The sequence below is a fragment of the Candidatus Competibacteraceae bacterium genome, assembly GCA_016699715.1.
Lineage (GTDB): Bacteria > Pseudomonadota > Gammaproteobacteria > Competibacterales > Competibacteraceae > Competibacter.
The window spans coordinates 2,892,287-2,913,414 of the sequence record CP065007.1; the positions used below are offsets into that span (position 1 = coordinate 2,892,287).

The following is a 21,128-nucleotide window of genomic DNA, read 5'->3' on the forward strand; positions in this document are numbered from 1 at the left end:
ACTTATGGGTCCATGGCCAGTTCGACGGTTTCCCGGGGCCAGCCGCCGCCCATGGCTTTGTACAGGGTGACCGTATCTTGTAAGCGCTGATGTTTGACCTCCAACAGCGTCTGCTCGGTCGAAAGCAGGCTTCGTTCCGCTTCGAAGACCTCAAGCTGCGAGACCAGGCCGGCCTGTAACTGGGCATCAACCTGGTTGCCGATGATGCGTAGATCGTTGAGTTGTCGCTCCATCTCATCAATCTGTTGCTTGCGGTTGGCCAGATTCACCAAGGCGTTTTCCACCTCCTCGAAGGCTTGGATCACGGTCTTGCGATATTCTTCCTCGGCGATTTGCTGGTCCACCTGAGTACGCTTGATCTCCAGATCGAGACTCGGGTCGAATATGGGCAGGTTGATCGCCAAACCGATGCCGAGCGTCCAGTTACCCAACAGAGCCCCCAGGGCGGCGCTGGCCAGCCCACCCTGGCCGGTCAGGCTGATCGAGGGTAACTTTGCCAGTCGCGCCTTGCCGATCAGCTCGTAAGCCCGCAGTACCCGATATTCGGCCGCCAGAATGTCGGGCCGCCGCGCCAGCAGGTCGGCGGGCAATCCAGCCGGTACGGCCAAGGGGCGCACGGTACGGCTGAGGGACGCCTCGGGCACGCGCAGATTGCCGGCTGGAATACCCAGCAGGGTCGCCAGACGATTTTCCGTCAGTGTCCGTTGCCGTTGCAGATCGAGTAAATCCCGTTGCAGACCACGATTTTCCGCCTGCTGTTGCAGTACCCGGGTGTTGGCTACCAGCCCCTCTTGCCGCTGGCGTTCCAGGATGCCGAGAATACGCCGGTTCTTGGCCAAACCGGCTTGTTGGCGAGCGATCTGCTCGTCGAACTGGCGGATTTGGAAATAGGTGCTGGCCACTTCCGAGATCAACGACAGATAGCCGGCTCGATAATCAGCCTCGGACGCCTTGTATTCGGCTTGTTGGGCGCGAATCCCCTTGCGGGCCTTGCCCCACAGATCAATTTCCCAATTGAGACCGGACACATTCACCCCGAAGGCGCGCGCCTGGTTATTCGGTGTCGCGGTCAGATCGGTGGTGGTGCCCAAACTCAGCTTTGGCAGGGTACTGGCCCGTTCCTCTTCCAGGCCGATGCCGGCGGCATCGATACGCGCGGCCAGAATTTTCACGTCCTGGCTGCCGGCGATGGCTTGGCGCACGAGATTATCCAGGTAAGCATCGCCAAACTGGGTCCACCAATCCGGTCGAATGGCATCGGTGGCCGACACCGGGCCGTCACCCGTTAAGGTCCAACCTGCCTTTTCGGGTAGCGACGGGCGCTGATAGCCGGGATCGTCCGTATTAGCGCAACCCGCCACCGTGACCAGGCAGACACCGAGCAGCAGCCCCGTCAGCTTGCGGTGAACGCCGGCGACACCCCTGCCCGGGACGCTGGCCTCGGTGGAGATAAAAAGTGAATCGCTTGTCGGTTGCTGCATGGCAGTACCAGGTTCATTAAGTCGGATTCAATATTGAGAATCATTCAATGATGAATCTCAATATTGATGGTAGACCATAAAATCTTGCAGTTTGCGAGCCTGATCTCTTTGCCTGTTCCATGGAGAAGCGGCCATGGTTCAACATTGGGCCGAACAAATAGTTTTTATATGAAAAACATATATGTTTTTTTGTTGGTTAATTTAAAGCTATTTCAATGAAGCCGTAGATCTGCCAAGGAGTGAAAAATCTCGACATAATTTTAAAAAATAAATAAAAATCAAGTAAATAAATAAAATTTTCTTGATATATTTATAGTTGGCATGCCTTCTGCTTTATCTTGGTCGTACAGCAACACAAAGTTTCCTAAGTTTCCCAACCCTATTTAAAGAGGACACGACCATGACCACCATCACCATTCAAGACCTGGACCTGAGCAAGACCCTGGATCGCCAGGCCATGGCCCAACTGAGCGGCGGCTACACCTACACCGGGTCGAGCACCTATAACGGCTCCTGGAGCTTCGTTAGCTCGTGGAAACAGAACGGCGGCTTCAAGAAGATCGGCTTCATCAAGTACAAGGTAGACAAGCTGCATAAGAAGTACCAGCGCACCCAGACCAAGGTCGATCACTACGAGCAATTGACGGTGCAGATCGGCTAATCCCGGCACACGCGCCAAAACCAGCGGAGGCTCCAGGGCCTCCGCTTGGCGTTTCTAACCAGGGAAAACAGCAACTCGGCCGAAAGCCCGCGCAAGCGGGATTCCGTTGCTAACCTCGATTCAAGTCAAGCGACACACCCGCTCCCAGCGCTGAAAGCGATAGGGCCAGATATGCTGGGCATCGACCGAATGTGCCTCTTCCCAGACCAGCCGCCAGTCTCGCGCGTCCCATTCCGGAAACCAGGCATCGCCGGGCACGTCGGCTTCGACCAGAGTCAAATACAGCCGCTCGGCCCGCGGCAAGGTCTGTCGGTACAACATCGCCCCACCGATCACCATCGGCTCGGTGGCCGGGCCGGCCCTCTCCAAGGCTTCGTTCAGCGATCGCGCCATCTCGCATCCGGGCGCGTGATAGGCGAGATCGCGGCTCAGCACGATCATCCGGCGACCCGGCAGCGGTCGGCCGATGGATTCCCAGGTGCGCCGGCCCATCAATAGCGGCTTACCCATCGTCGTCTGCTTGAAAAAGCGCAAATCCGCCGGCAGATGCCAGGGCAGGCGGTTGTCCCGGCCGATGACCCGGTTGCGGGCCAACGCGGCGATCAGCGTCAATGGCGCGCTCATGTCGGCACCGGCGGCAGGTTGTGGGCCGGCACGCTCCAGGCGGGAACGCCGGGTTCGTCCAACCGGATAGCGGTCAATCGATTGCCCCAGACGCAGCCGCTGTCCAGCGCGTAAATACCCGGTGCGCGGTAGTAGCCCAACGAGGCCCAGTGGCCAAACACCAGATTGAGATCGGCGTTGCGCCGCCCCGGCACGGCGAACCAGGGCAGCAAGCCTGGTCCCTGACTGCCGGGCGCCCCTTTTTCCCCGAAGGACAGCGAGCCGTCCGCCGTGCAAAACCGCATCCGGGTCAGGGCGTTGACGGTGAAGCGCAGCCGATCGTAACCGCTCAGGTCGTTCCGCCAGCGCCGTGGCTCACCGCCGAACATGTGCGCCAGAAACTGCTGGTAATCCGGCCCGCGCAGGGTCGCCGCCAGTTCCGCCGCGCCGCGTTGCGCCAAGGCCAAATCCCACTGCGGCGGTAACCCGGCATGAGTCATGGTAAAACCCAGTTCGGCATCGTGATGCAACAGCGGACACCGGCGCAGCCAGTCCAGCAGTTCATCGCGATCGGGTGCGTCCAGGATGGAATGGAAAGTGTCCTTGCGTTTGGGTTTCACCAGGCCGGCGGCAACCGCCAGCAGAGTCAGATCGTGGTTGCCCAACACCGCCACCACCCGCTCGCCCAGACCGTGCACCAGTCGTAGCACCTCGACCGAGTGCGGCCCGCGATTGATCAGATCGCCGACCAGCCACAGCATGTCAACGGCGGGATCGAAGCGCAGCAGGTCGAGCAAGCGCCGCAGCGGGTCGTAACAGCCCTGAATGTCGCCGATGGCGTAAACAGCCATGCTTCAGTTCCTGGTCGGTGGTGGCGGCGCCGTCGTCGCGGGCGGTGGCGGCGGCGGCGGCAGCTGTGCGAGGATGCGGCGGGCGATTCCGGGGTAATCCTCGTCGAAATGGTGGTCTCCCAGCATCTTTTCGATGATCACCCCCAGATCGGCCAGTGTCGGGCAGGCGGCATCCTCCTCTTCTTCGCCATAAATGCACAAACGCTTGAGGCCGGCCAACTTGGCCAGTTCCGGCCGCACCGCTTGGCTGCCTTCGTCAGGTTCGTCGCTGATCCAGTTGCTCAGATGAAATTCGAAGGCGGCGTTGTCCGACAGCCCCAGCAAGGCCACCAGATCGATCCGGTCGCGCAAGTCCCGCGGCAAGCGGTTGATCGTTGCCGGCAGCACGTCCGCCCCGAAGGAATAGCCGATCAGCACGATCCGTGCCTTCTTCCAACTGGCCATGTAGTTGCGCAGCACCCGCTCCAGATCCAGCGCCACCTCATCCGGCTGGCGCGGTTTCCAGAAATAGCTCAGCGAATCCCAGCCCACCGAGGGCAGGCCGTTTTTGGCCAGCTCCGCCGTCACGGCGCGGTCGAGCAGCGCCCAACCGCCATCGCCGGAGAACATGATCGCGAATTGTGGCCGGTCGGGGCCGGCGGTTGCCGGTACTTCGGTGAGTGGCACGCCGCTGGCGCTGGCATCGGGTCGCACCTGCCGGACGATGCTCGGGTCCAGCCATTGCAACAGGGCGGAGACCTGCGGCAGCCAGCTCTTGATGCCCTCGCCGCCGGCCATGTCGGTCAGCCGGGCGAGTTGGATCGATTTGACGAATTGCGCGGCGATCCCGGCATTGCAGCCGGGCCGGTTCTGAAACACGAACCAGGTTGTCGGCAGCCGGCTGATGGCCTTCAATGACACGCTCTTGTGATCCGGCGACGCGGTACCCTCCAGATTGCCCACTCCCTTACACAAGGGCTTGCGCAAGGGCAGTTCCGGGCAGAAATCCACCGCGATCCCGGCATGAAAGCGCTCGGTTGGCGCCTGGGCCAGCGCCGCGTAGCCCAGCGTCGCGCCGATACCCTGCCCCAGCAGAACCGGCGGCAGGTGGATCGCCGGCGGGTAGCGCTGTTCCATCGAGCGGTTTAACTGCTCAAGATCCGTCGATGGATCGGCGCAGGCGGCCGTCGAGCGATCGAGCCGCGCCAGATACTCATTCGAATCGATACCCGCGACCATGTAATCCATATTGGCGATTTCCCGCGCCGCCGCGACCAGTTCGGCGTTCCAGCCACCCGCGCCGGAGACGAACAGCACCACGCCCTTGGGTTCGTCGATGGCATGATAAAGGGCGAGTTTGCCGAAGGTGGGGTCGTCCAGCGTTTCCTCGATGACATCCGCCCGCACGGCGGACGTCAGTAGAACAGCGATCAGATACAGTATTCGCGATAGGACAGGCATGATTGATCCTGGGTCGTCGTCGTCGTCGTTGTTGTTATTGTCCGATGGCTTCTTTGTAGCCGCGGGCGATCAGCGCGGTCAGGTCCGCCAGCACCCTCGGCAGCACCATCATGCCACCCGGTGCCGCCAGATAGCGCGCTTCCCATCGAGGGTCGAACTTGTCCTTGTACTGGTGCAGGCCCCGGAAATTGTAAAACGCCTCACCTCGACCGAAGACCAAGGCGCCGAACCGGTTCCACAACGGCGCCAGGCTGCGGTTCTGCAAGCCGGACAGCGGCGCCATGCCGAGATTGAACCAGGCAAACCCCTGTTCGCGGCCCCACAACATGATGCGGATGAACAGATAATCCATCACGCCCTGGACGCTGTCCGGGTGGTAGCGCATCAAATCCACCGACAGTTCCTCGCCACCGCCCCGCCACAGATTGGCGAAGGCCACCACCTCGGCATCGCGCCGCACCACCGCGATCGGGCCGGCTCGCAGATAATCCTCGTCGAAGAATCCGAGCGAAAACCCCTTCTCCCCACCGCTCTTGCCACCGAGCCAGGCATTGGAAACCACTCGCAGTTGGGGCAGCAATGCCGGCACGGCGGCGATATCCACCAGCTCGAACCGATAGCCGTCCCGCTCCAGCCGGTTGATGCCGTTGCGCAGGGTCTTGCGCGATTTGCCGTCCAGCGAAAAGGTCGCCAGCGGCACCCGCGCCTCCTCGCCGAACTTGAGCAGGGTCAGCCCCAGTTCCACATACAGACCCAGATTGTCCGGGTGGACCTGATAGAACACCGGCCAGCCACCGTGGCGCTCGCACAGTTCGCGGAATTGCCAGGCCAGTTCCCGCCGCTCCCGTTCGGTGGCGGCGACCGGGTCGCCCATCGCTACCCAGGCGCGTCCTTCGACACCGTACATCAGGAACGCGCTGTGATCGGCGTTAAACAGCAAGGCCTTGTCGCCCAGCAGGGCCAGGTGGGCGTAGCTGCGCGGAAACGCGGCGGCGATGGCGTGGGCCTGGCGTTTTTCCTCCGGCCCCGGCAGGGTCGGCTCGAACGGCGCCGGGCGCAGCAGTTTGGCGACCCCGAAGAACAGCGCCACACCCATGGCACCCACCATCGCGCGCAGGAAACGCGGTGCTCCGCCCTGATGGCTGAAGCTGAAATCCCACCACAGCTCGTTTGAATACTCGATATGCTTGTAGGAGAAAAAGCCCAGCCAGACCGAGCAGAGCAGCACCACGGCGATGGCGGCGAGCCAGCCCGGCGTAAAGCGTTCGCCGAACAGCGAAGCGCGGCGGTAGAACTGCCGTCGGGATGGCAGCAACCCGGCCAGCAACACCGACAGGATGATCGCTTCCTCATAGTCGGCGCCTTTCAGCAGCGAGGCGGTGATGCCGGCGATCAGGAAAACCACGGCCAGTAACCAGGCGGCATCCAGCCGGCGTTGCAGGCCCCGCGCCAGCAACAGCAGGCTCATGCCGACCAGGCTACTGATAAAATGGGAAATTTCCAGAACAGACAGCGGGATTCTATGGTGTAACCACACCAACCTCGCCTCCACCGCCGGGGTCGCGGCCGAGAACAGCAGTACCGCGCCGCTGATCAGCGCCAGCAGGGCGAACACATGCGGCAGCAGCACCGGCGCCCACGGTCCCACCACGCGCGGCAGCCACAACACCCGCTCCCGGTAGTGCCGCAGCTCGTACAGACCCAGCACGATGGCGGCCAGCGCCAGCGGCAGCAGGTAGTAAACCAGGCGGTAGGCCAGCAGCGCGCCGAGGAGGTCGGCGGCCGGCAGCTCGCGCTGGAGCATGAGCAGCACCAGCGATTCGAATACCCCCAGCCCGCCGGGGATGTGGCTGAGCAGGCCGGCAATCTGCGCCACCAGGAACACGCCGAGAATATGGCCGAAACTCACGGTCCCGGAGGCCGGCAACAAGATGTACAGCACCAGACTGGCCATGACCCAGTCCAGCGCGCCGACCGCCAGTTGCGGCAAAGCCAGCCGGGGCCGCACCATCGGCAGTTCCCAATGCCCCAGCCGTAGCGGCAGGCGACGCAGCATGCCCAGCAACAGGTAAGCCGCCGGCGGGATCAACAGCAGGAAGCCCAGCAACCGGCTGTCCATGTTCAGCCAGGGAAGCGCGCCAAGATCCAGCGGGACCAGCGCCAGCACGCCGCCGCCAACCGTCAGAATGCCCAGCCACAGGGTCAGGGTAGTGAACACGACGATCCGGGCGATATCCACCGTGGTCAGGCCCCAACTCGAATACAGGCGGAAGCGCAGCGAGCTGGAGGTGAGCACCGACAGTCCAACCGAGTTGCTGAAGGCATAGCTGAGCAGGGCGGCGAAGCCGACCTTGGGCCAGGGCAGCGGCCGGCGGATGTAGCGCAGCGCCAGCCAGTCGTAGCCGGTGGTGACCAGATAGCTCAGCGCCGTGCCCAGCAGGGCGGCGAGCAATTGCGGGTACGGCAGTCGCCGAAAATAGGCGGTGACATCCTGATAGCGGTACTCCGCCAGCGCCTGATGCAATACCCACAGCGCGCTGGCGAACAGCGCCAGCCCGATGAGCGGACCCGCAAGGCGGGCGGGCAGTGTTTTCATGGCAGTCGCAGGATAGCGTCCCGGTTGGTGTAGGACGTAACTTTGGCCGCCGCCGCCGCGCGGGGCAGCCAGTCGTATTCACTGTGTTCGGTGGGGTTCAGGGTGACGGGCAGGCGTTCGGGCAAACGGACCCGGAAAACGTGCTCGACGTTCTCGACCGCATCCGGGGCGTAGCGATGTCGCCAGGGCGGCAGAATCGGAAAGCGGTTGACCGCGTCGCAGGCCACGACGTCCACCCCGTCGCCCAGCCCGGTTTCCTCGCGCAGCTCCCGTCGCGCCGCGTCCAGCGGATCGCTTTCCTCCCAGCGCAGGCTGCCGGTCACCGACTGCCAAAAATCCGCCGGATGAACCCGGCGCAGCACCAGCACCTCGTCCGCCATGGTGTAGATCACCACCAGCACCGACTCCGGGCGCTTTAATCGCCTCTCTCCCGGCGGGAGAGAGGCCGGGGGTGAGGGTGGTTTTTTCAAGGTGTGCGGCGCAGGCGGATGTTGAGATCGCGCAGTTGCGTCTCGGTGACCGGCGCCGGCGCCTGGGTCAGCAGACAGGCGGCACTCTGAGTCTTGGGAAAAGCCATCACGTCGCGGATGGAAGCGACCCCGGCCATCAGCATTACCAACCGATCCAGGCCGAAGGCCAGACCACCGTGCGGCGGGCAACCGAACTTCAGCGCATCCAGCAGGAAGCCGAACTTGGCACGCGCTTCCTCGGCGTCGATGCCGAGCAGTTCGAACACCGTGTTCTGCATCTCCTGGCGGTGAATACGCACCGAACCGCCGCCGATTTCGCTACCATTCAGCACCATGTCATAGGCCCGGGACAGGCAGCGTCCGGGATTGGCCTGGACTTCGGCGGGATCGTCGGTGCGCGGCGCGGTGAAGGGATGATGCAGGGCATTCCAGCGCTGGTCGTGTTCGTCCCATTCGAACATCGGGAAATTGACCACCCACAACGGCGCCCATTCGCCCTTCACCAGACCCAGATCGTGGCCGATCTTGATCCGCAGGGCACCCAATGCGTCGTTGACCACCTTGGCCGAATCCGCGCCGAAGAAGAGCAAATCGCCGTTCTCCGCGCCGGTGCGGGTGAGAATCTTGGCCAGCACCTCGTCGGCCAGGAATTTCACAATCGGCGCTTGCAGCCCCTCGCGGCCGGCGGCCACGTCGTTGACCTTGATGTAGGCCAGCCCCTTCGCGCCGTAGCGACCGACGAATTCGGTGTAGATGTCGATCTCGCGCCGGGTCAGCTTGCCACCCTCCGGGACCCGCAGCGCCGCCACCCGGCCATTCGGATCATTGGCGGGGTTGGCAAAGACCTTGAATTCCACCTTCGCCATCAGGTCCGACAGTTCGGTCAGTTCCAGCGGGATGCGCAAATCCGGCTTGTCGGAGCCGTAGCGCTGTATCGCCGTTTCGTAGGGCATGCGCGGGAAGGGGTCGGGCAGTTCCACCGCCAGCACTTCCGCGAACATCCGGCGGATCACCTCTTCCATCAGGTCAGTGATCCCCTGTTCGTCCAGGAACGAGGTTTCGATGTCGAGCTGGGTGAATTCCGGCTGGCGGTCGGCGCGCAGGTCCTCGTCGCGGAAACAGCGCACCACCTGATAGTAGCGGTCGAAGCCGGCCATCATCAGCAACTGCTTGAATAACTGCGGCGACTGGGGCAGCGCGAAAAAGCTGCCGGGATGGGTGCGGCTGGGCACCAGGTAGTCGCGGGCACCTTCCGGGGTGGCCTTGGTCAGCATCGGGGTTTCGATGTCCAGGAAGCCCCGCTCTTCCAGGAATCGGCGCAGGGCGCCGATCACCCGGGCGCGTAGCCGCAATCGCTCCTGCATCACCGGCCGGCGCAGGTCGAGGTAACGATAGCGCAGCCGCACTTCCTCGGAAGTATCGTCGTCGTCCAACTGGAACGGCAACGGCTCGGCACGGTTGACGATTTCCAGTTCGCGGGCCAACACCTCGATCGCGCCGGTGGTCAGATTGGGATTTTCGGTGCCCTCGGGGCGACGACGCACCCGCCCGACCACCCGCAGCACGAATTCGTTACGAACCCGCTCGGCGCTGGCGAAGGCGTCCGGCACATCGGGGTCGATCACCACCTGCACCAGACCTTCACGGTCGCGCAGGTCGATGAAGATCACGCCGCCGTGATCGCGGCGGCGGTGCGCCCAGCCGCAGAGGATGACATCCTGGTCGAGCAGGGTTTCGGTAACTTGGCCGCAATAGTGGCTGCGCATGGTGTCTGATTTCCGTCGTGCAAAGCTGAGGCAGGGAAAGTCGAGGGGCCGGCGTGGCGGAGTGGCTGCTGGCAAGGGCGGAAATGGTACGGATTCAGGCCGATAGCCGCAACTGTGGCAAAAAAGCAAACGGCGCTCATCGCGCCGTTCAAGGGGTCAACCAAGCGGAGTCGTTGAAGTCTGCTTTTCAAACCGCCGCCGGCGTGGAACAGGTTCCGCAGCCACCGGCACCGTCGCAGGCGGGCGCCGATTTACTTTCGCTAGCGGGGGCGCTGTCGTCCTTCGCCACATTCTTCTTCTTGTCTCCGCCCTTGAAATCGGTCTCGTACCAGCCGCCGCCCTTAAGTCGGAACCCGACCACCGAGATCAGCTTCTTCAGTTCGGGCTGACCGCAGGCTGGACAGTCGCTCAACTCGGGGTCGCTGAGCTTTTGCATCACTTCCAGTTCGTGATCGCAGGACTGGCAACGGTACTCGTAAATCGGCATGGTACACCTCGTGGACTGACAATAGGGTGAAGAGCTCGGTACTGACTTTATGGGGATCACTTTGAACGATTTCAAGGTGTTCGTCCAGAACAAGGCCGATCCCGCTACACTATGCTCATGTTGTCTTCGCTGCGTCTACTTTTCATTGCCTGGTTCGTGTTGTGGCTGGCCGGCTGCGATTCCGATGCCGGCCGCGCGGTCACGGTGGAATTCTGGGCCATGGGCCAGGAGGGCGAGCAGGTCAAGGCGCTGCTGCCGGCGTTCGAGCGCCGTCATCCCGGCATTCGAGTGCGGGTGCAGCAGATTCCCTGGAGCGCGGCGCACGAAAAACTGCTGACCGCCCATGCCGGCGACGCCATGCCGGATGCGTTCCAGCTCGGCAACACCTGGATTCCCGAATTCGTGGCCCTGCGCGCCATCGAACCACTGGACGAACGGCTGCGCGACTGGCCGGAAGCGGCGCTGGCCGACTATTTCCCCGGCATTCTCGCCACCAACCGCCTGGCCGGACGGACCTACGCCCTGCCCTGGTATGTGGACACCCGGCTGTTTTTCTACCGTGGCGATCTGCTGGCCGCCGCCGGGTTTCCCGAACCGCCGGTCACCTGGGACGGCTGGCTGCAAGCGATGAGCGCGCTCAAGGCTCCAGGTGGCGGGGCGCGTTACGCGATCCTGCTACCCATCAACGAATGGCAGTTGCCGGTCATTCTCGCCCTGCAACGCGGCGCTACCCTGCTGCGCGACCGGGATCAATACGGTAATTTTCGGGACCCGCGCTTTCGCGACGCCTTTACCTTCTATCTGAACCTGTTCGCGCGGGGGCTGGCCCCGCCGGTGGGCAATACCCAGATGGCCAACCTTTATCAGGAATTCGCCAGCGGCGCTTTCGCCATCTATGTCAGCGGCCCGTGGAACATCGGCGAGTTCGGCCGGCGGCTGCCGGCGGCGCTGCAACCGCACTGGAACACCGCGCCGCTACCAGAATTTACCCATGCCTCCCCCCTCCCACCGGGAGAGGAGGGGGTGAAGGCGGTGGGCGTGTCGCTGGCCGGTGGCGCCAGTCTGGCGCTCAGCCGCAACTCGCCCCGGCGGGAAGCGGCCTGGCGGTTGCTGGAGTTCCTGGCCGAGCCGGAACAGCAGGCACGATTCTACCAACTGACCGGCGATCTGCCGGCGCGGCAGTCGGCCTGGAATGATCCGGCGCTGGCCGGCAATCGTCATGCCCAGGCATTCCGGGAGCAGTTGCAACACCTGCGGGCGACGCCGCCGATCCCCGAATGGGAACGCATCGCCAGCCGCATCGCCTACTACGCCGAACTGGCGATTCGTCAGGAATTGAGCGCGGACGAGGCACTGGCGGCGTTGGATCGGGACGTGGATCGGATTCTGGAGAAACGGCGCTGGCTGCTGAGCCGGGGGTTGGTGCCATGACCGGCCAGGAACGTCACGCCGCCCGCAGCGCCAGGGCCTTTCTGGCGCCGGCGCTGCTGCTGATCGCGGTGTTTTTCTTCCTGCCGGTGCTGGCGGCGCTACTGCTGAGCTTCACCGATTTCGACATCTACGCGCTGGGCGATCTGAATCGGCTCCGTTTCGTCGGCTTGCGCAACTATCTGGATTTGCTGCAAAGTCCGCTGTTCTGGACAGCGCTCGGCAACACCTTTTATTTCGTGGTGGTGGGAGGGCCGCTGTCGGTGGCGGTCTCGCTGGGCGCGGCGCTGCTGGTGAACGCGCCACTGACCCGCTTTCCCGGTTTCTTCCGCGCCGCCTTCTTCCTGCCGGTGGTCACGACCCTGGTGGCGGTGGCGGTGGTGTGGCGTTATCTCTACCATCCCCGCTACGGCTTGCTGAATTACGGCCTCGGCCTGCTCGGCATCGACCCCATCGACTGGCTGGGCGACCCGGCCTGGGCGATGCCGGCGATCATCCTCATGGCGGTGTGGAAAAACTTCGGCTTCAACATGATCATCTTCATCGCCGGCTTGCAGAACATTCCGACTCAACTCTACGAGGCGGCGCGGATCGACGGGGCCAGTGGCTGGCGGCAGTTCCGCTACATCACCCTGCCGCTGCTGGGGCCGACCTTCCTGTTCGTGGCCCTGATGACCATGATCGGTTATTTCCAGGTCTTCGCGGAGCCCTATGTGATGACCCAGGGCGGCCCGGCCAACCGCACGCTCAGCGTGGTGCTGCTGATGTACGAGGAAGGTTTCCGCTGGTGGAACATGGGCTACGCCTCGGCGGCGGCGTTCATGCTGTTCGTGCTGATCCTGGCCGGAACCCTGCTGCAATTGAAGTTGCGGCGGAGAGACCCGGAATGAACCGCCTCCTCCATCGCATCCTTCCCACCCTGCTGGTATACGGCCTGCTGATGCTTGGCACGGCGCTGGCGCTGGCGCCGCTGCTGTGGATGCTGGTGGCCTCGCTGATGCCACCCGGCGAGGCCACCGGCTATCCGCCGCGATTGTGGCCCAGCACGGTGACGTTCGAACACTACGTGGCGCTGTTCAGCCGCCTCGACCTGGGCCGCTACCTGCTCAACAGCACCCTGCTGGCCAGCGCCGTGACCGTGATCTCGCTGTTCGTCAACTCGATGGCGGGCTATGCCTTCGCCAAGTTCCGCTTCCGCTATCGGGACCGGCTGTTTCGAACCCTGCTGGCGGCCATGGTGATCCCGGCCCAGGTGGCGATGCTGCCATTGTTCCTGCTGCTCAAGCAGTTCGGTCTGATCAACACTTATTGGGGCGTCATTATCCCTGGGATGGCCAGCATCTTCGGCATTTTCCTGATCCGCCAGTATCTGCTGGCCATTCCCGACAGCCTGCTGGATGCCGCGCGCATGGACGGCGCCGGTGAGTTCCGCATCTATTGGGCGCTGGTGCTACCACTGTGCCGGCCGATCCTGGTAACGCTGGCAATCTTCACCTTCATGGGCACCTGGAACGATTTCATGTGGCCGCTGATCGTGCTGACCGACAGCGCCATGTACACCCTGCCGGTGGCGTTGGCCAACCTGCTGGGCGAGCATGTACAGGACACGGAATTGATGATGGCCGGCTCGGTGCTGACCGTACTGCCAGTGCTGTTGCTGTTTGTGGCCCTGCAAAAGCACTACATCGCCGGCATCATGCTGGGCGGAATGAAAGGTTAAACGGCGTCCGAACCCTTCCATCCCGGGAGGATTTACTTGGCACCGTCGCCCAGCACCCGGCTGGCGGCCAGCAGCATCACCTTGGACAGCCGGGTGCGCTGATCGGCGGTCAACTTGCTCTTGTTGGCCAGCATCAGCCCCCGGGTGCAAATCGTGTCCACCATGGTATCGAAACCCCACTTCTTTTCGGCCACGGTCACATCCTCGAAGGTATATACGGCGCTACCGTCGGGCAGTTTGTCATTCAAATCCCAATCCTTGACCGGCACCAGCCGGAAATCCTTGGGGTTTTCCAACACCACCTGCATCTCGGTGGATTTGGCCATCGGCCGCTGCACCACCATCGCCGCCTGAATCGGGCTGGCCTTGCCGCCGCTCTTGATCTGCAACAGCGCCTCGGCCCCGTCCATGTAGGCCGGCGCCGTGTTCTTGAATTTCGGTTCCAAAAGGGTCATGTATTCCCAGGTCACCGCCACGCCGCTGTTGGGCGACTGCACCGCGATCAGTTTTTTGCCGGCTTTCTGCAAGTCGCCGTCGTCGCGGATATCACTGTCCTTGCCGGTGACGATGAATACGCATTCCTTGCCGATCTCGCCCAGACTGATGAACTTGTCGGCGAATTCGGGATGATCCTTGAGGTAGTACTTCAAGGCGTCAGCCTGGGTCAGCCCCACGCTGACCGGACTATTGGGATCGTCGAGTCGGCCGAGATTTTCCAGCGAGCCGGCGCTGGTTAGCACCTGAACGGGCTGATCCTGTTCGGCCATTACGGTTTTCAGGCGCTCGCCGATGGTGTTGTAGCCGCCGCCACTCTTGCCGGTGCTCACGACGATCGGTGGGTCGGCGGCTTGGGCCAAGCCCGCGTACAGGCCGGCGGCGAGGAGGAGGGCGTGCAACAGTCCGGATTTCAAGTTCATGCTGAGTTCTCCTTGAGATAAAGCCCGAGGTTGCCGATGACGGTCACGGTCACCGGCGACCGTCGCTGGATACTCAATACAGTTTAGATTCACCCGGCGGCCGTGTCTTGAAGCGCTTGTAGGCCCACAGATATTGCGCGGGGAGCGAACGAACCGCCGCTTCCACGCCCCGGTTCAGGGCCGCCGCCGATTCTTCCAGCGACGCGGCGACGCTCACCTCCGGCAACGCCCGCAGATGCAGCGCATAACCCTCGCCGCGCGGCAAGCGCTCGGCCCAGGTCAGGAACACCGGAACACCGGTTTTCAATGCCAGCCGCGAGACCAGGGTCATGGTGCTGGCGGCGATGCCGAAGAACGACGCGAATACACCGCCCTCATCACCGGGGTCCTGATCGGGGAGAATGCCGAGAATTTCGCCATTGCGCAGCGAGGTTAACAGGGTGCGTACCCCACGGGTGTCGGTGGCGACCACCTTGCCGCCGACCCGGCCGCGCCCCCGAACGCTGAGATCATCAAGTCCCAAGCGGCTGGGACGATAGAGGATAGTTAGCGGATGACGGCTGGAGTAGTACAAGCCGGCCATTTCCCAGGCGCCCAGATGCGGCGTGAGCAGAATCGCCCCTCGCTGTTGCCGCGCGGCGGCGGCCAGCGCTTCCTCGCCGGTTACCGAACCCCGCACCAGCGCCAGCACCCGCGCGCCGGGCCACAGCCAGAGCGGTCCCAATTCCAGCAGCAGCTTGCCGGTTTCCATCAGGTTATCGCGGAGCAGGCGATCGCGGTCTACATCCGCCATTTCGGGAAATACCAGGGCCAGATTGCGGCTGGCGATCCGCCGCAGATCGTTGGGAATCCACCGCAATAAGCTGCCGACCCACACGCCGATGAGGTGTGTCAGAGGCAACGGCAACAGGCTAGTCAGGCGCAGCAGCCCGATGATTGCCGCCCGCCGGATCATGACTCCAGCTCAAGTTCCCCGGAATAGTCCCACGCCAACACACTGCGCGCGCGCTCCAGCTCCGGTTCCGGAACCTGGAGTTCGATCCCGTCGGCGACGATGCCAAGTCGCAGCAGCGACCGATCCACCAGCACGCAGGGAATATCTTCGACCAGCAACCGGCCACGGGCGATCTCGGCCGGCGCCAGAGCATCGAACACGGTCAGGCTGGTCCAAGGTGCGTTCATTGCAGGGGGTTATCCGGGTCGGGGTCAAAATCGAAATCCGGCGCGGGTGGACTGCCGTCGTATACCAGGTTGTGTCGATACTGCAGATAGGCGCTGCGCTGAAACGAATAGGGATCGATCTGGTCTTCGGCCAGAACCCGCTCGATCCGCAATAGATCAGACCGCCGATTGATCAGATCCAAACCCCACAGGCCCCAGGCCACCGCCTCGGAATCCGTCGCCCAAGTGATCGGATTGGTGAAGAAATTGCCGACCAGCCCGATGGCGTCGCGCACCGTGCTCGGCCCCAAGAACGGCAGTACTAAATAGGGGCCATTACCGAAACCCCAATAGCCCAGCGTCTGGCCGAAATCCTCATTGTGCTTGGGCAGTTCCATGCGACTGGCGACATCGAACAGGCCGGCCACGCCGAAGGTCGTGTTGAACACGATCCGGCTACTGTCCATCGCCGCCAAGCGCAACTTGAATTGCAGCACATCGTTGAGCAGCACCACCACATCGTTGAGGTTGCTGAAGAAGTTGCCGATGCTGATGGTGATCGGTTCGGGCAGCACTCTCCGATAGGTCTTGGCGACCGGTTTGAACACCGCTTTGTCCACTGCGTCGTTGAAGGCGAACATGGCACGATTGTAGCTTTCGAGGGAATCCTGTTCGTCGCGCGACAGCTCGCTAGTCGATGCGCAGCCCACCAGCAGCAGGGCGGTGCCAGCGGCGATCAGAAAACGACGGGGTAAGATATTCATGAGCCTGGAAACGCCAAGGCTGGGGCGAAATTGCCTAAAAACGATTTTACTCCAAGCTCGGACCTTGCGCATGGCGTGCGCTCAAGTCTTCTCCTCGTGCGGCGGCGGGAAACCCGACAGACTCACGATCGGGGTCGCTCCAGGCATGATTCGCTCATGAATGCGCCCATGAAATCCCCAATCCCGCCGATGGCGCGACCGATCGCGTGTCATCGAATCCCCGTGCCTCCTCACGGTGCACCGCTATAATACGGAAAATCCCATTTTATCCTGACCCGACTCGGGAAGAAAAAGGATCGCCCATGTATCCGTCCTATTCCAGGGATTTATGGCAGTGCCTCGAACAGCTCAACCGGATCGGCATCGCGCTGTCCAGGGAGCGGGATACGCCAAAATTGCTGGAAACGATTCTGATCGCGGCCAAGCGTTTGCTGAACGCCGATGCCGGCACGCTGTATCTGCTGGACAAGGACGAGCAGCGACTCCGTTTCGAAGTACTGCGCAACGATTCGCTCCAGATCTATCTGGGCGGCACCACCGGCGCGGCCATCCCGTTCGATCCCATTCCCCTGTACGATCCGGCGGGTCAGCCCAACACCGGCATGGTGGTCACCTATGCCGTGCTGCACGACACGACGGTCATGGTCGACGATGCCTACGCGGACCAGCACTTCGATTTTTCCGGGACTCACCGTTTCGACCAGCGTACCGGCTACCGCTCACGCTCCTTCCTGACGGTGCCGATGAAGGACCACGAAGAAGAAATCATCGGGGTCTTTCAACTAATTAACGCGCTCGACCCGGAAACCGGGCAGGTACGGACATTTTCGCCGGCCGACCGCCAGATGGCTGAATCGCTGGCCTCGCAGGCCGCCATCGCCCTGACCAACCACCAACTGATCCGCCAGCTCCAGCAGCTATTCGAGTCACTGATCGAACTGATCAATACCGCCATCGACCACAAATCTCCCTACACCGGCGCTCACTGTCAGCGGGTGCCGATCCTGACCATGATGATCGCCGAGGCGGCCCGCCGCTGCGAACGAGGACGACTCAAGGCGTTCCGCCCCACGGCCGAAGAGCTGTACGAACTGAAGATTGCGGGACTGTTGCACGACTGCGGCAAGATCACCACGCCGGTGCATGTCGTGGACAAAGCGACCAAACTGCAAACCCTGTTCGACCGCATCGAGTTGGTGGATACTCGCGGCGAGGTCCTCAAGCGCGATATGGAAATCGAACTGCTGAAAGCCAAGCTGGCCGCCGTGGAGCGTGGCGACCTCGCGGCGATTCCGCGGTTGGAACAGCAGTTCAGCACTCGGCTGGCCGAGTTGGAGGCAGACCGGGAACACCTGCGCCGCTGCAACTCCGGCAGCGAGTTCATGCGGCCCGAGGATCAGGCGCGGGTCAGGCAAATCGCCGCCCGCCGTTGGGTCGGACCGGATGGACAGGAACGCGATTTCCTGTCCGGGGAGGAAATCGACAATCTCTGTATCGCCAAGGGGACCTTGAACCCCGCGGAGCGTGCCATCATCGAAGAGCATGTGGCCCTGACCCTACGCATGTTGAACGCTCTGCCCTGGCCGAAATCGCTGCATAACGTCCCTGAATACGCCGGTAGCCATCATGAAAAACTCGACGGTGGCGGTTATCACCGAGGCTTGGGTGAGCAGGATTTGTCCATCCAGGCCCGCATCATCTGTCTGGCCGATGTGTTTGAGGCGCTGACCGCGCGCGACCGGCCCTACAAATCCGGTAAACCGCTCAGCGAGGTGCTGCACATCCTTGGCCAAATGGTGCGGGACCGTCAGATCGACTCCGACTTGTTCGAGGTCTTCGTTCGCGAAGGCGTCTGGCTGAACTACGCCCGGCAATACCTGCAACCGGAACAGATCGATGTGGTGGATCCCAGCCAGATCCCGGAACAGACCCACTAACCACCGTCAGGGTCGACGATCTGGCAAAGCCTCTCACTAGGAACCCCACAACTGCCGACGCTCAAGAATCTGGAGATCGCCCGTCGCCAGCCGACCGAACCGCGCAACATCACTGGCCGGAAGGCCAGAAACGGCACACGATGGGTTGGAACCAGCAATTGAGCCGTTGCGACACACCACGAAAAATCGTTTGTGGTTGGGGCGACCGGCCAAAGAATAACCGGCGGCCCGACGCACGATCGCTGGGGAGGAATATCATGCGTGCTCTATCTTGCCTTTGTTTTTTGTTAGGCACCCTGCTGTGGCTACCACCCGCGCCAGCGGCCAACTCGGCCTCGGAAGAATTCGCCGTACCATTGCAAGGCACGCCCGCGCCCGCGCGCGCCAAGCCGCGTAGATCGGAACGGGCGCGAACCATCAAGGACGACATGACAGGGGAACCGGCGCTGCGAGCCAGAACGGCGCAAGGTGCCATCGCCGCCGCGATCGGACAACGCGCCGCCGGCTGTCGGATGATCCGTTTCAAGAGAGGTTTCGGTTGGGTGGCGACAGGGAAGGCTCGCTATCCGGCGGCCGAAAATCCGGTCGCGACCCGCCGGACCCGGCAGGAAGCGCGGCTCAGTGCGTTCCTGGATGCCCGCGCGCGGCTGGCCGGCTGTCTGCGAGACCTGGCGCCGGAAGCCCGGAAACGCATCGCGGAGTATCTGAAAACCGATGACGCCATACGGCTGGCGCTGATCAACCTTGCCACCAATGAGCAGGAGCGGCGGCAACAAGCCCTCAAGATTCTGACGCGCGGCTTCGTCACCTATTCGAGTGAGGAGGATGCGGCCGACCGCGCAATCCATGTCAATCTGGTCGCCACGCCCAAGACCGCCCTCCGACTGACCCGTCCCGCCGCCGCCGCCATCGAAACCGTCACGCTCAAGGAAGGCTTGCGGCAACTGCTGGCCGAAATCGAGGGTCGCCTGATTCCACCGGCCGGCAACCGATTGATCGTCGTCAACGCAACGGGCGAACTGGCGTTGGTCGGCTATGCCGTCAATCTGATCGGCACGCACCCGGAGCCGGCCGCTCAGGAAAAACTGCGCGCCGACGCAGCGAAAATCGCCACGGCCCGCGCGACCGAGGCGCTGATGGGGTTGGCGACCGGGGATGACGCGGCATGGATCGCCGGCCTGGACGAAATCAGCCAAGCCGAAATCCGTGGCGCCGCCAGCGGTTACGATGCCAGCGAACCCAGCGTGCGCCGTTTCGCGCAAATCCGTGAGCTGGCGATGTCCAGGATCAAGGACGCCGCCGGTCTTCAGGCGCTGCGCGAGGGTCGCTTACCGCCAGAAGCGGTGGTCAAACAATTCGCGGGAGAAGACAGTATCGCCGTCGCGGTGGTTTACACTCCGAGCATCAAGCAACCCGAACCGGTCCCAGCCGCACAGCCGCCCGTACCCGCGCCGGCCAGCGGCGAACCCGCGCCGGCGGACACCCGTTAGCGCTGACAGCGCGGACAGTAATAGGTCGCCCGCTGCCCGAGCCGACAGCGCTGGATGGATTCGCCGCAAACGGTGCAGGGCGCCAGGAAGCGGTTATAGACGCGCAGGCTTTGTTGAAAGTAGCCCGGCTCGCCTTCTCCACCGACGAAATCCCGCAACGTGGTGCCGCCCTGCCGGATCGCCTCGTCCAGGATCGCCCGAACGGCGACCACCAACCGCTGGTATTCGGCCAGCGTGACTCGCCCGGCCGAGCGCCGCGGATCGATTCCGGCCGCATGCAGCGATTCGTTGGCGTAGATATTGCCAACCCCCACCACCACATGGTGGTCCATGATGAAGGTCTTGATCGCCAGCGTCCGCTCCCGTGCCCGTTGGTGCAGATAGGTACCGGAGAATGCGGCGTCAAACGGTTCGGGGCCAAGCGTCCGCAGCAGGGGATGTTGCGCCGGTGGCTCCACGGTCCACAGCAACGAACCAAAGCGACGGCTGTCGTTAAAACGCAGACATTCCCCGCCGACCAGAACCAGATCGACATGATCGTGCTTCTCCAGCGGTGTGGCGACGGGCAGGACACGCAAGCGGCCGGTCATGCCAAGGTGGAAAATCGCGGTTCCACCATCGGTCCGTAACAGCAAATATTTGGCGCGTCGCTCGACCCGCTGGATGATTTGCCCTGGCAACAACGCTTCCAGTTCCTCCGGCACCGGCCAGCGCAACCGGCGCTCCCGGACCACCACCCGACCGACCTGCTGACCGGTCACGCGCGGCGCGATGCCGCGACGGACGGTTTCGACTTCCGGCAGTTCGGGCATTATTCGTCCCGTGCTCGGCCTAGTGCCGAAGATTCGATAGGCGGTGCCCGGAAGCTCGCCGCCGCGCTGGTCAGCAACGGGTACAAACCGTCGGGACAGAGCGAGACGGTTGCACCGATTTGCAGGTAACGCCGGCCGTCGGTCGGAGCCGTCGCGCCAAAGCGAATTTCCCGATCGTTCAGCCATAACCGCAACCGGGGCGGATCGAGTTGCAAGGATTTCAGGTTCAGTTCGGCGACGGGATACCGTAGCGAGCAGTGGGTTCCGGCAAGATTCACGATCGGATTGAGCAAGACCGGGTTGGCCAGGCCGCTTTCCGGCGCGGTCATCCACCAACGACCACTGCTGCGTTTAAAGGCCAGATTGGCTTGACCCGGACGCTCGACCGCGATCCGTTCGGTTTGCGCCGGAGTCAACTCCAACAGAGTGGGAACGCCCGCCAGCCGTTCCTGCCTGGATTCCAACCACGCCAGCGCCGCCAAGCCACCGACCAGCCCCAGCAGTCCCAAATTGAGCCAGCGCCGCCGCGTGAGCGCACTCACGG

General features: G+C 62.9%; 20 protein-coding genes. 6 read left to right on the plus strand and 14 right to left on the minus strand.

The annotated features are described in order from the left end of the window. Window positions 1-2 precede the first annotated feature (2 nt). Window positions 3-1,481 carry an efflux transporter outer membrane subunit gene (locus IPM89_13015; protein ID QQS53762.1) on the minus strand — a complete coding sequence of 493 codons (1,479 nt, stop codon included), beginning with the start codon at window positions 1,479-1,481 and terminating at the stop codon, window positions 3-5. A 400-nt stretch (window positions 1,482-1,881) separates the two neighbouring features. On the opposite strand from IPM89_13015, the gene IPM89_13020 reads away from it, so the two are divergent. After that, window positions 1,882-2,142, plus strand: a complete 261-nt coding sequence (locus IPM89_13020; GenBank protein ID QQS53763.1) for a hypothetical protein — start codon at window positions 1,882-1,884, stop codon at window positions 2,140-2,142. 120 nt (window positions 2,143-2,262) lie between these two features. Here the strand turns inward: IPM89_13020 and folA are convergent, their stop codons facing one another. From folA to IPM89_13055, 7 genes are all read right to left on the minus strand, one after another. Next, complete coding sequence (gene folA / locus IPM89_13025) at window positions 2,263-2,766, minus strand: type 3 dihydrofolate reductase (protein QQS53764.1); 504 nt, start codon at window positions 2,764-2,766, stop codon at window positions 2,263-2,265. Next, the gene (locus IPM89_13030) at window positions 2,763-3,596 is read right to left on the minus strand and encodes a symmetrical bis(5'-nucleosyl)-tetraphosphatase (GenBank protein ID QQS53765.1); all 834 of its coding nucleotides are present in this window, start codon (window positions 3,594-3,596) and stop codon (window positions 2,763-2,765) included. The genes folA and IPM89_13030 overlap by 4 nt, the downstream gene beginning before the upstream one ends. A gap of 3 nt (window positions 3,597-3,599) precedes the next feature. Continuing rightward, window positions 3,600-5,036 carry a virulence factor family protein gene (locus tag IPM89_13035; GenBank protein QQS53766.1) on the minus strand — a complete coding sequence of 479 codons (1,437 nt, stop codon included), beginning with the start codon at window positions 5,034-5,036 and terminating at the stop codon, window positions 3,600-3,602. Between the two features lie 34 nt (window positions 5,037-5,070). Further along, window positions 5,071-7,632: a bifunctional lysylphosphatidylglycerol flippase/synthetase MprF gene (gene mprF, locus IPM89_13040; protein QQS53767.1), complete on the minus strand. Its 2,562-nt coding sequence runs from the start codon at window positions 7,630-7,632 to the stop codon at window positions 5,071-5,073. Then, the gene (gene nudB, locus IPM89_13045) at window positions 7,629-8,012 is read right to left on the minus strand and encodes a dihydroneopterin triphosphate diphosphatase (protein ID QQS55921.1); all 384 of its coding nucleotides are present in this window, start codon (window positions 8,010-8,012) and stop codon (window positions 7,629-7,631) included. Before nudB ends, mprF begins: the two co-directional genes overlap by 4 nt. An 86-nt stretch (window positions 8,013-8,098) precedes the next feature. Continuing rightward, window positions 8,099-9,868 carry an aspartate--tRNA ligase gene (gene aspS / locus IPM89_13050; GenBank protein QQS53768.1) on the minus strand — a complete coding sequence of 590 codons (1,770 nt, stop codon included), beginning with the start codon at window positions 9,866-9,868 and terminating at the stop codon, window positions 8,099-8,101. A gap of 187 nt (window positions 9,869-10,055) precedes the next feature. Next, a complete protein-coding gene (locus IPM89_13055) occupies window positions 10,056-10,355 on the minus strand; it encodes a zinc ribbon domain-containing protein (GenBank protein ID QQS53769.1) in 300 nt (99 codons plus the stop codon). A gap of 111 nt (window positions 10,356-10,466) precedes the next feature. On the opposite strand from IPM89_13055, the gene IPM89_13060 reads away from it, so the two are divergent. From IPM89_13060 to IPM89_13070, 3 genes are read left to right on the plus strand one after another with little or no spacing between them, the layout of a single operon-like run. Beyond that, window positions 10,467-11,786 (plus strand): sugar ABC transporter substrate-binding protein, encoded by a 1,320-nt coding sequence (locus tag IPM89_13060; GenBank protein QQS53770.1) that lies wholly within the window; start codon window positions 10,467-10,469, stop codon window positions 11,784-11,786. Next, window positions 11,783-12,673, plus strand: coding sequence for a sugar ABC transporter permease (locus IPM89_13065; protein ID QQS53771.1), 891 nt, complete (start codon window positions 11,783-11,785; stop codon window positions 12,671-12,673). Before IPM89_13060 ends, IPM89_13065 begins: the two co-directional genes overlap by 4 nt. After that, complete coding sequence (locus tag IPM89_13070; protein QQS53772.1) at window positions 12,670-13,503, plus strand: carbohydrate ABC transporter permease; 834 nt, start codon at window positions 12,670-12,672, stop codon at window positions 13,501-13,503. The genes IPM89_13065 and IPM89_13070 overlap by 4 nt, the downstream gene beginning before the upstream one ends. Before the next feature lie 32 nt (window positions 13,504-13,535). On the opposite strand, the gene IPM89_13075 is transcribed toward IPM89_13070, so the two are convergent. The 4 genes from IPM89_13075 to IPM89_13090 form a co-directional block, all read right to left on the minus strand. After that, a complete protein-coding gene (locus IPM89_13075; protein QQS53773.1) occupies window positions 13,536-14,420 on the minus strand; it encodes a hypothetical protein in 885 nt (294 codons plus the stop codon). Window positions 14,421-14,493: 73 nt separating this feature from the next. After that, complete coding sequence (locus tag IPM89_13080) at window positions 14,494-15,375, minus strand: lysophospholipid acyltransferase family protein (protein ID QQS53774.1); 882 nt, start codon at window positions 15,373-15,375, stop codon at window positions 14,494-14,496. Continuing rightward, window positions 15,372-15,602: a hypothetical protein gene (locus tag IPM89_13085; GenBank protein QQS53775.1), complete on the minus strand. Its 231-nt coding sequence runs from the start codon at window positions 15,600-15,602 to the stop codon at window positions 15,372-15,374. Before IPM89_13085 ends, IPM89_13080 begins: the two co-directional genes overlap by 4 nt. Further along, on the minus strand, window positions 15,599-16,345 hold the full coding sequence (locus IPM89_13090; protein ID QQS53776.1) for a VacJ family lipoprotein: 747 nt from the start codon (window positions 16,343-16,345) through the stop codon (window positions 15,599-15,601). The genes IPM89_13085 and IPM89_13090 overlap by 4 nt, the downstream gene beginning before the upstream one ends. A 302-nt stretch (window positions 16,346-16,647) precedes the next feature. On the opposite strand from IPM89_13090, the gene IPM89_13095 reads away from it, so the two are divergent. Both IPM89_13095 and IPM89_13100 read left to right on the plus strand, forming a co-directional pair. After that, window positions 16,648-18,282, plus strand: coding sequence for a GAF domain-containing protein (locus IPM89_13095; protein QQS53777.1), 1,635 nt, complete (start codon window positions 16,648-16,650; stop codon window positions 18,280-18,282). Between the two features lie 257 nt (window positions 18,283-18,539). Continuing rightward, window positions 18,540-19,772 carry a hypothetical protein gene (locus IPM89_13100; protein QQS53778.1) on the plus strand — a complete coding sequence of 411 codons (1,233 nt, stop codon included), beginning with the start codon at window positions 18,540-18,542 and terminating at the stop codon, window positions 19,770-19,772. Here IPM89_13100 and mutM read toward each other — a convergent pair. Both mutM and IPM89_13110 read right to left on the minus strand, forming a co-directional pair. Continuing rightward, window positions 19,769-20,584, minus strand: coding sequence for a bifunctional DNA-formamidopyrimidine glycosylase/DNA-(apurinic or apyrimidinic site) lyase (gene mutM, locus IPM89_13105; protein QQS53779.1), 816 nt, complete (start codon window positions 20,582-20,584; stop codon window positions 19,769-19,771). The two genes, IPM89_13100 and mutM, sit on opposite strands and share 4 nt — an antisense overlap. Next, window positions 20,584-21,126 (minus strand): hypothetical protein, encoded by a 543-nt coding sequence (locus tag IPM89_13110; protein ID QQS53780.1) that lies wholly within the window; start codon window positions 21,124-21,126, stop codon window positions 20,584-20,586. The genes mutM and IPM89_13110 overlap by 1 nt, the downstream gene beginning before the upstream one ends. Window positions 21,127-21,128: the final 2 nt, after the last annotated feature.

Bases quoted from the DNA above. Each gene is read 5' to 3' on its own strand.
- IPM89_13015 (QQS53762.1), bottom strand. From the start codon at position 1,481: ATGCAGCAACCGACAAGCGATTCACTTTTTATCTCCACCGAGGCCAGC.
- IPM89_13020 (QQS53763.1), top strand. From the start codon at position 1,882: ATGACCACCATCACCATTCAAGACCTGGACCTGAGCAAGACCCTGGAT.
- folA (QQS53764.1), bottom strand. From the start codon at position 2,766: ATGAGCGCGCCATTGACGCTGATCGCCGCGTTGGCCCGCAACCGGGTC.
- IPM89_13030 (QQS53765.1), bottom strand. From the start codon at position 3,596: ATGGCTGTTTACGCCATCGGCGACATTCAGGGCTGTTACGACCCGCTG.
- IPM89_13035 (QQS53766.1), bottom strand. From the start codon at position 5,036: ATGCCTGTCCTATCGCGAATACTGTATCTGATCGCTGTTCTACTGACG.
- mprF (QQS53767.1), bottom strand. From the start codon at position 7,632: ATGAAAACACTGCCCGCCCGCCTTGCGGGTCCGCTCATCGGGCTGGCG.
- nudB (QQS55921.1), bottom strand. From the start codon at position 8,012: ATGGCGGACGAGGTGCTGGTGCTGCGCCGGGTTCATCCGGCGGATTTT.
- aspS (QQS53768.1), bottom strand. From the start codon at position 9,868: ATGCGCAGCCACTATTGCGGCCAAGTTACCGAAACCCTGCTCGACCAG.
- IPM89_13055 (QQS53769.1), bottom strand. From the start codon at position 10,355: ATGCCGATTTACGAGTACCGTTGCCAGTCCTGCGATCACGAACTGGAA.
- IPM89_13060 (QQS53770.1), top strand. From the start codon at position 10,467: ATGCTCATGTTGTCTTCGCTGCGTCTACTTTTCATTGCCTGGTTCGTG.
- IPM89_13065 (QQS53771.1), top strand. From the start codon at position 11,783: ATGACCGGCCAGGAACGTCACGCCGCCCGCAGCGCCAGGGCCTTTCTG.
- IPM89_13070 (QQS53772.1), top strand. From the start codon at position 12,670: ATGAACCGCCTCCTCCATCGCATCCTTCCCACCCTGCTGGTATACGGC.
- IPM89_13075 (QQS53773.1), bottom strand. From the start codon at position 14,420: ATGAACTTGAAATCCGGACTGTTGCACGCCCTCCTCCTCGCCGCCGGC.
- IPM89_13080 (QQS53774.1), bottom strand. From the start codon at position 15,375: ATGATCCGGCGGGCGGCAATCATCGGGCTGCTGCGCCTGACTAGCCTG.
- IPM89_13085 (QQS53775.1), bottom strand. From the start codon at position 15,602: ATGAACGCACCTTGGACCAGCCTGACCGTGTTCGATGCTCTGGCGCCG.
- IPM89_13090 (QQS53776.1), bottom strand. From the start codon at position 16,345: ATGAATATCTTACCCCGTCGTTTTCTGATCGCCGCTGGCACCGCCCTG.
- IPM89_13095 (QQS53777.1), top strand. From the start codon at position 16,648: ATGTATCCGTCCTATTCCAGGGATTTATGGCAGTGCCTCGAACAGCTC.
- IPM89_13100 (QQS53778.1), top strand. From the start codon at position 18,540: ATGCGTGCTCTATCTTGCCTTTGTTTTTTGTTAGGCACCCTGCTGTGG.
- mutM (QQS53779.1), bottom strand. From the start codon at position 20,584: ATGCCCGAACTGCCGGAAGTCGAAACCGTCCGTCGCGGCATCGCGCCG.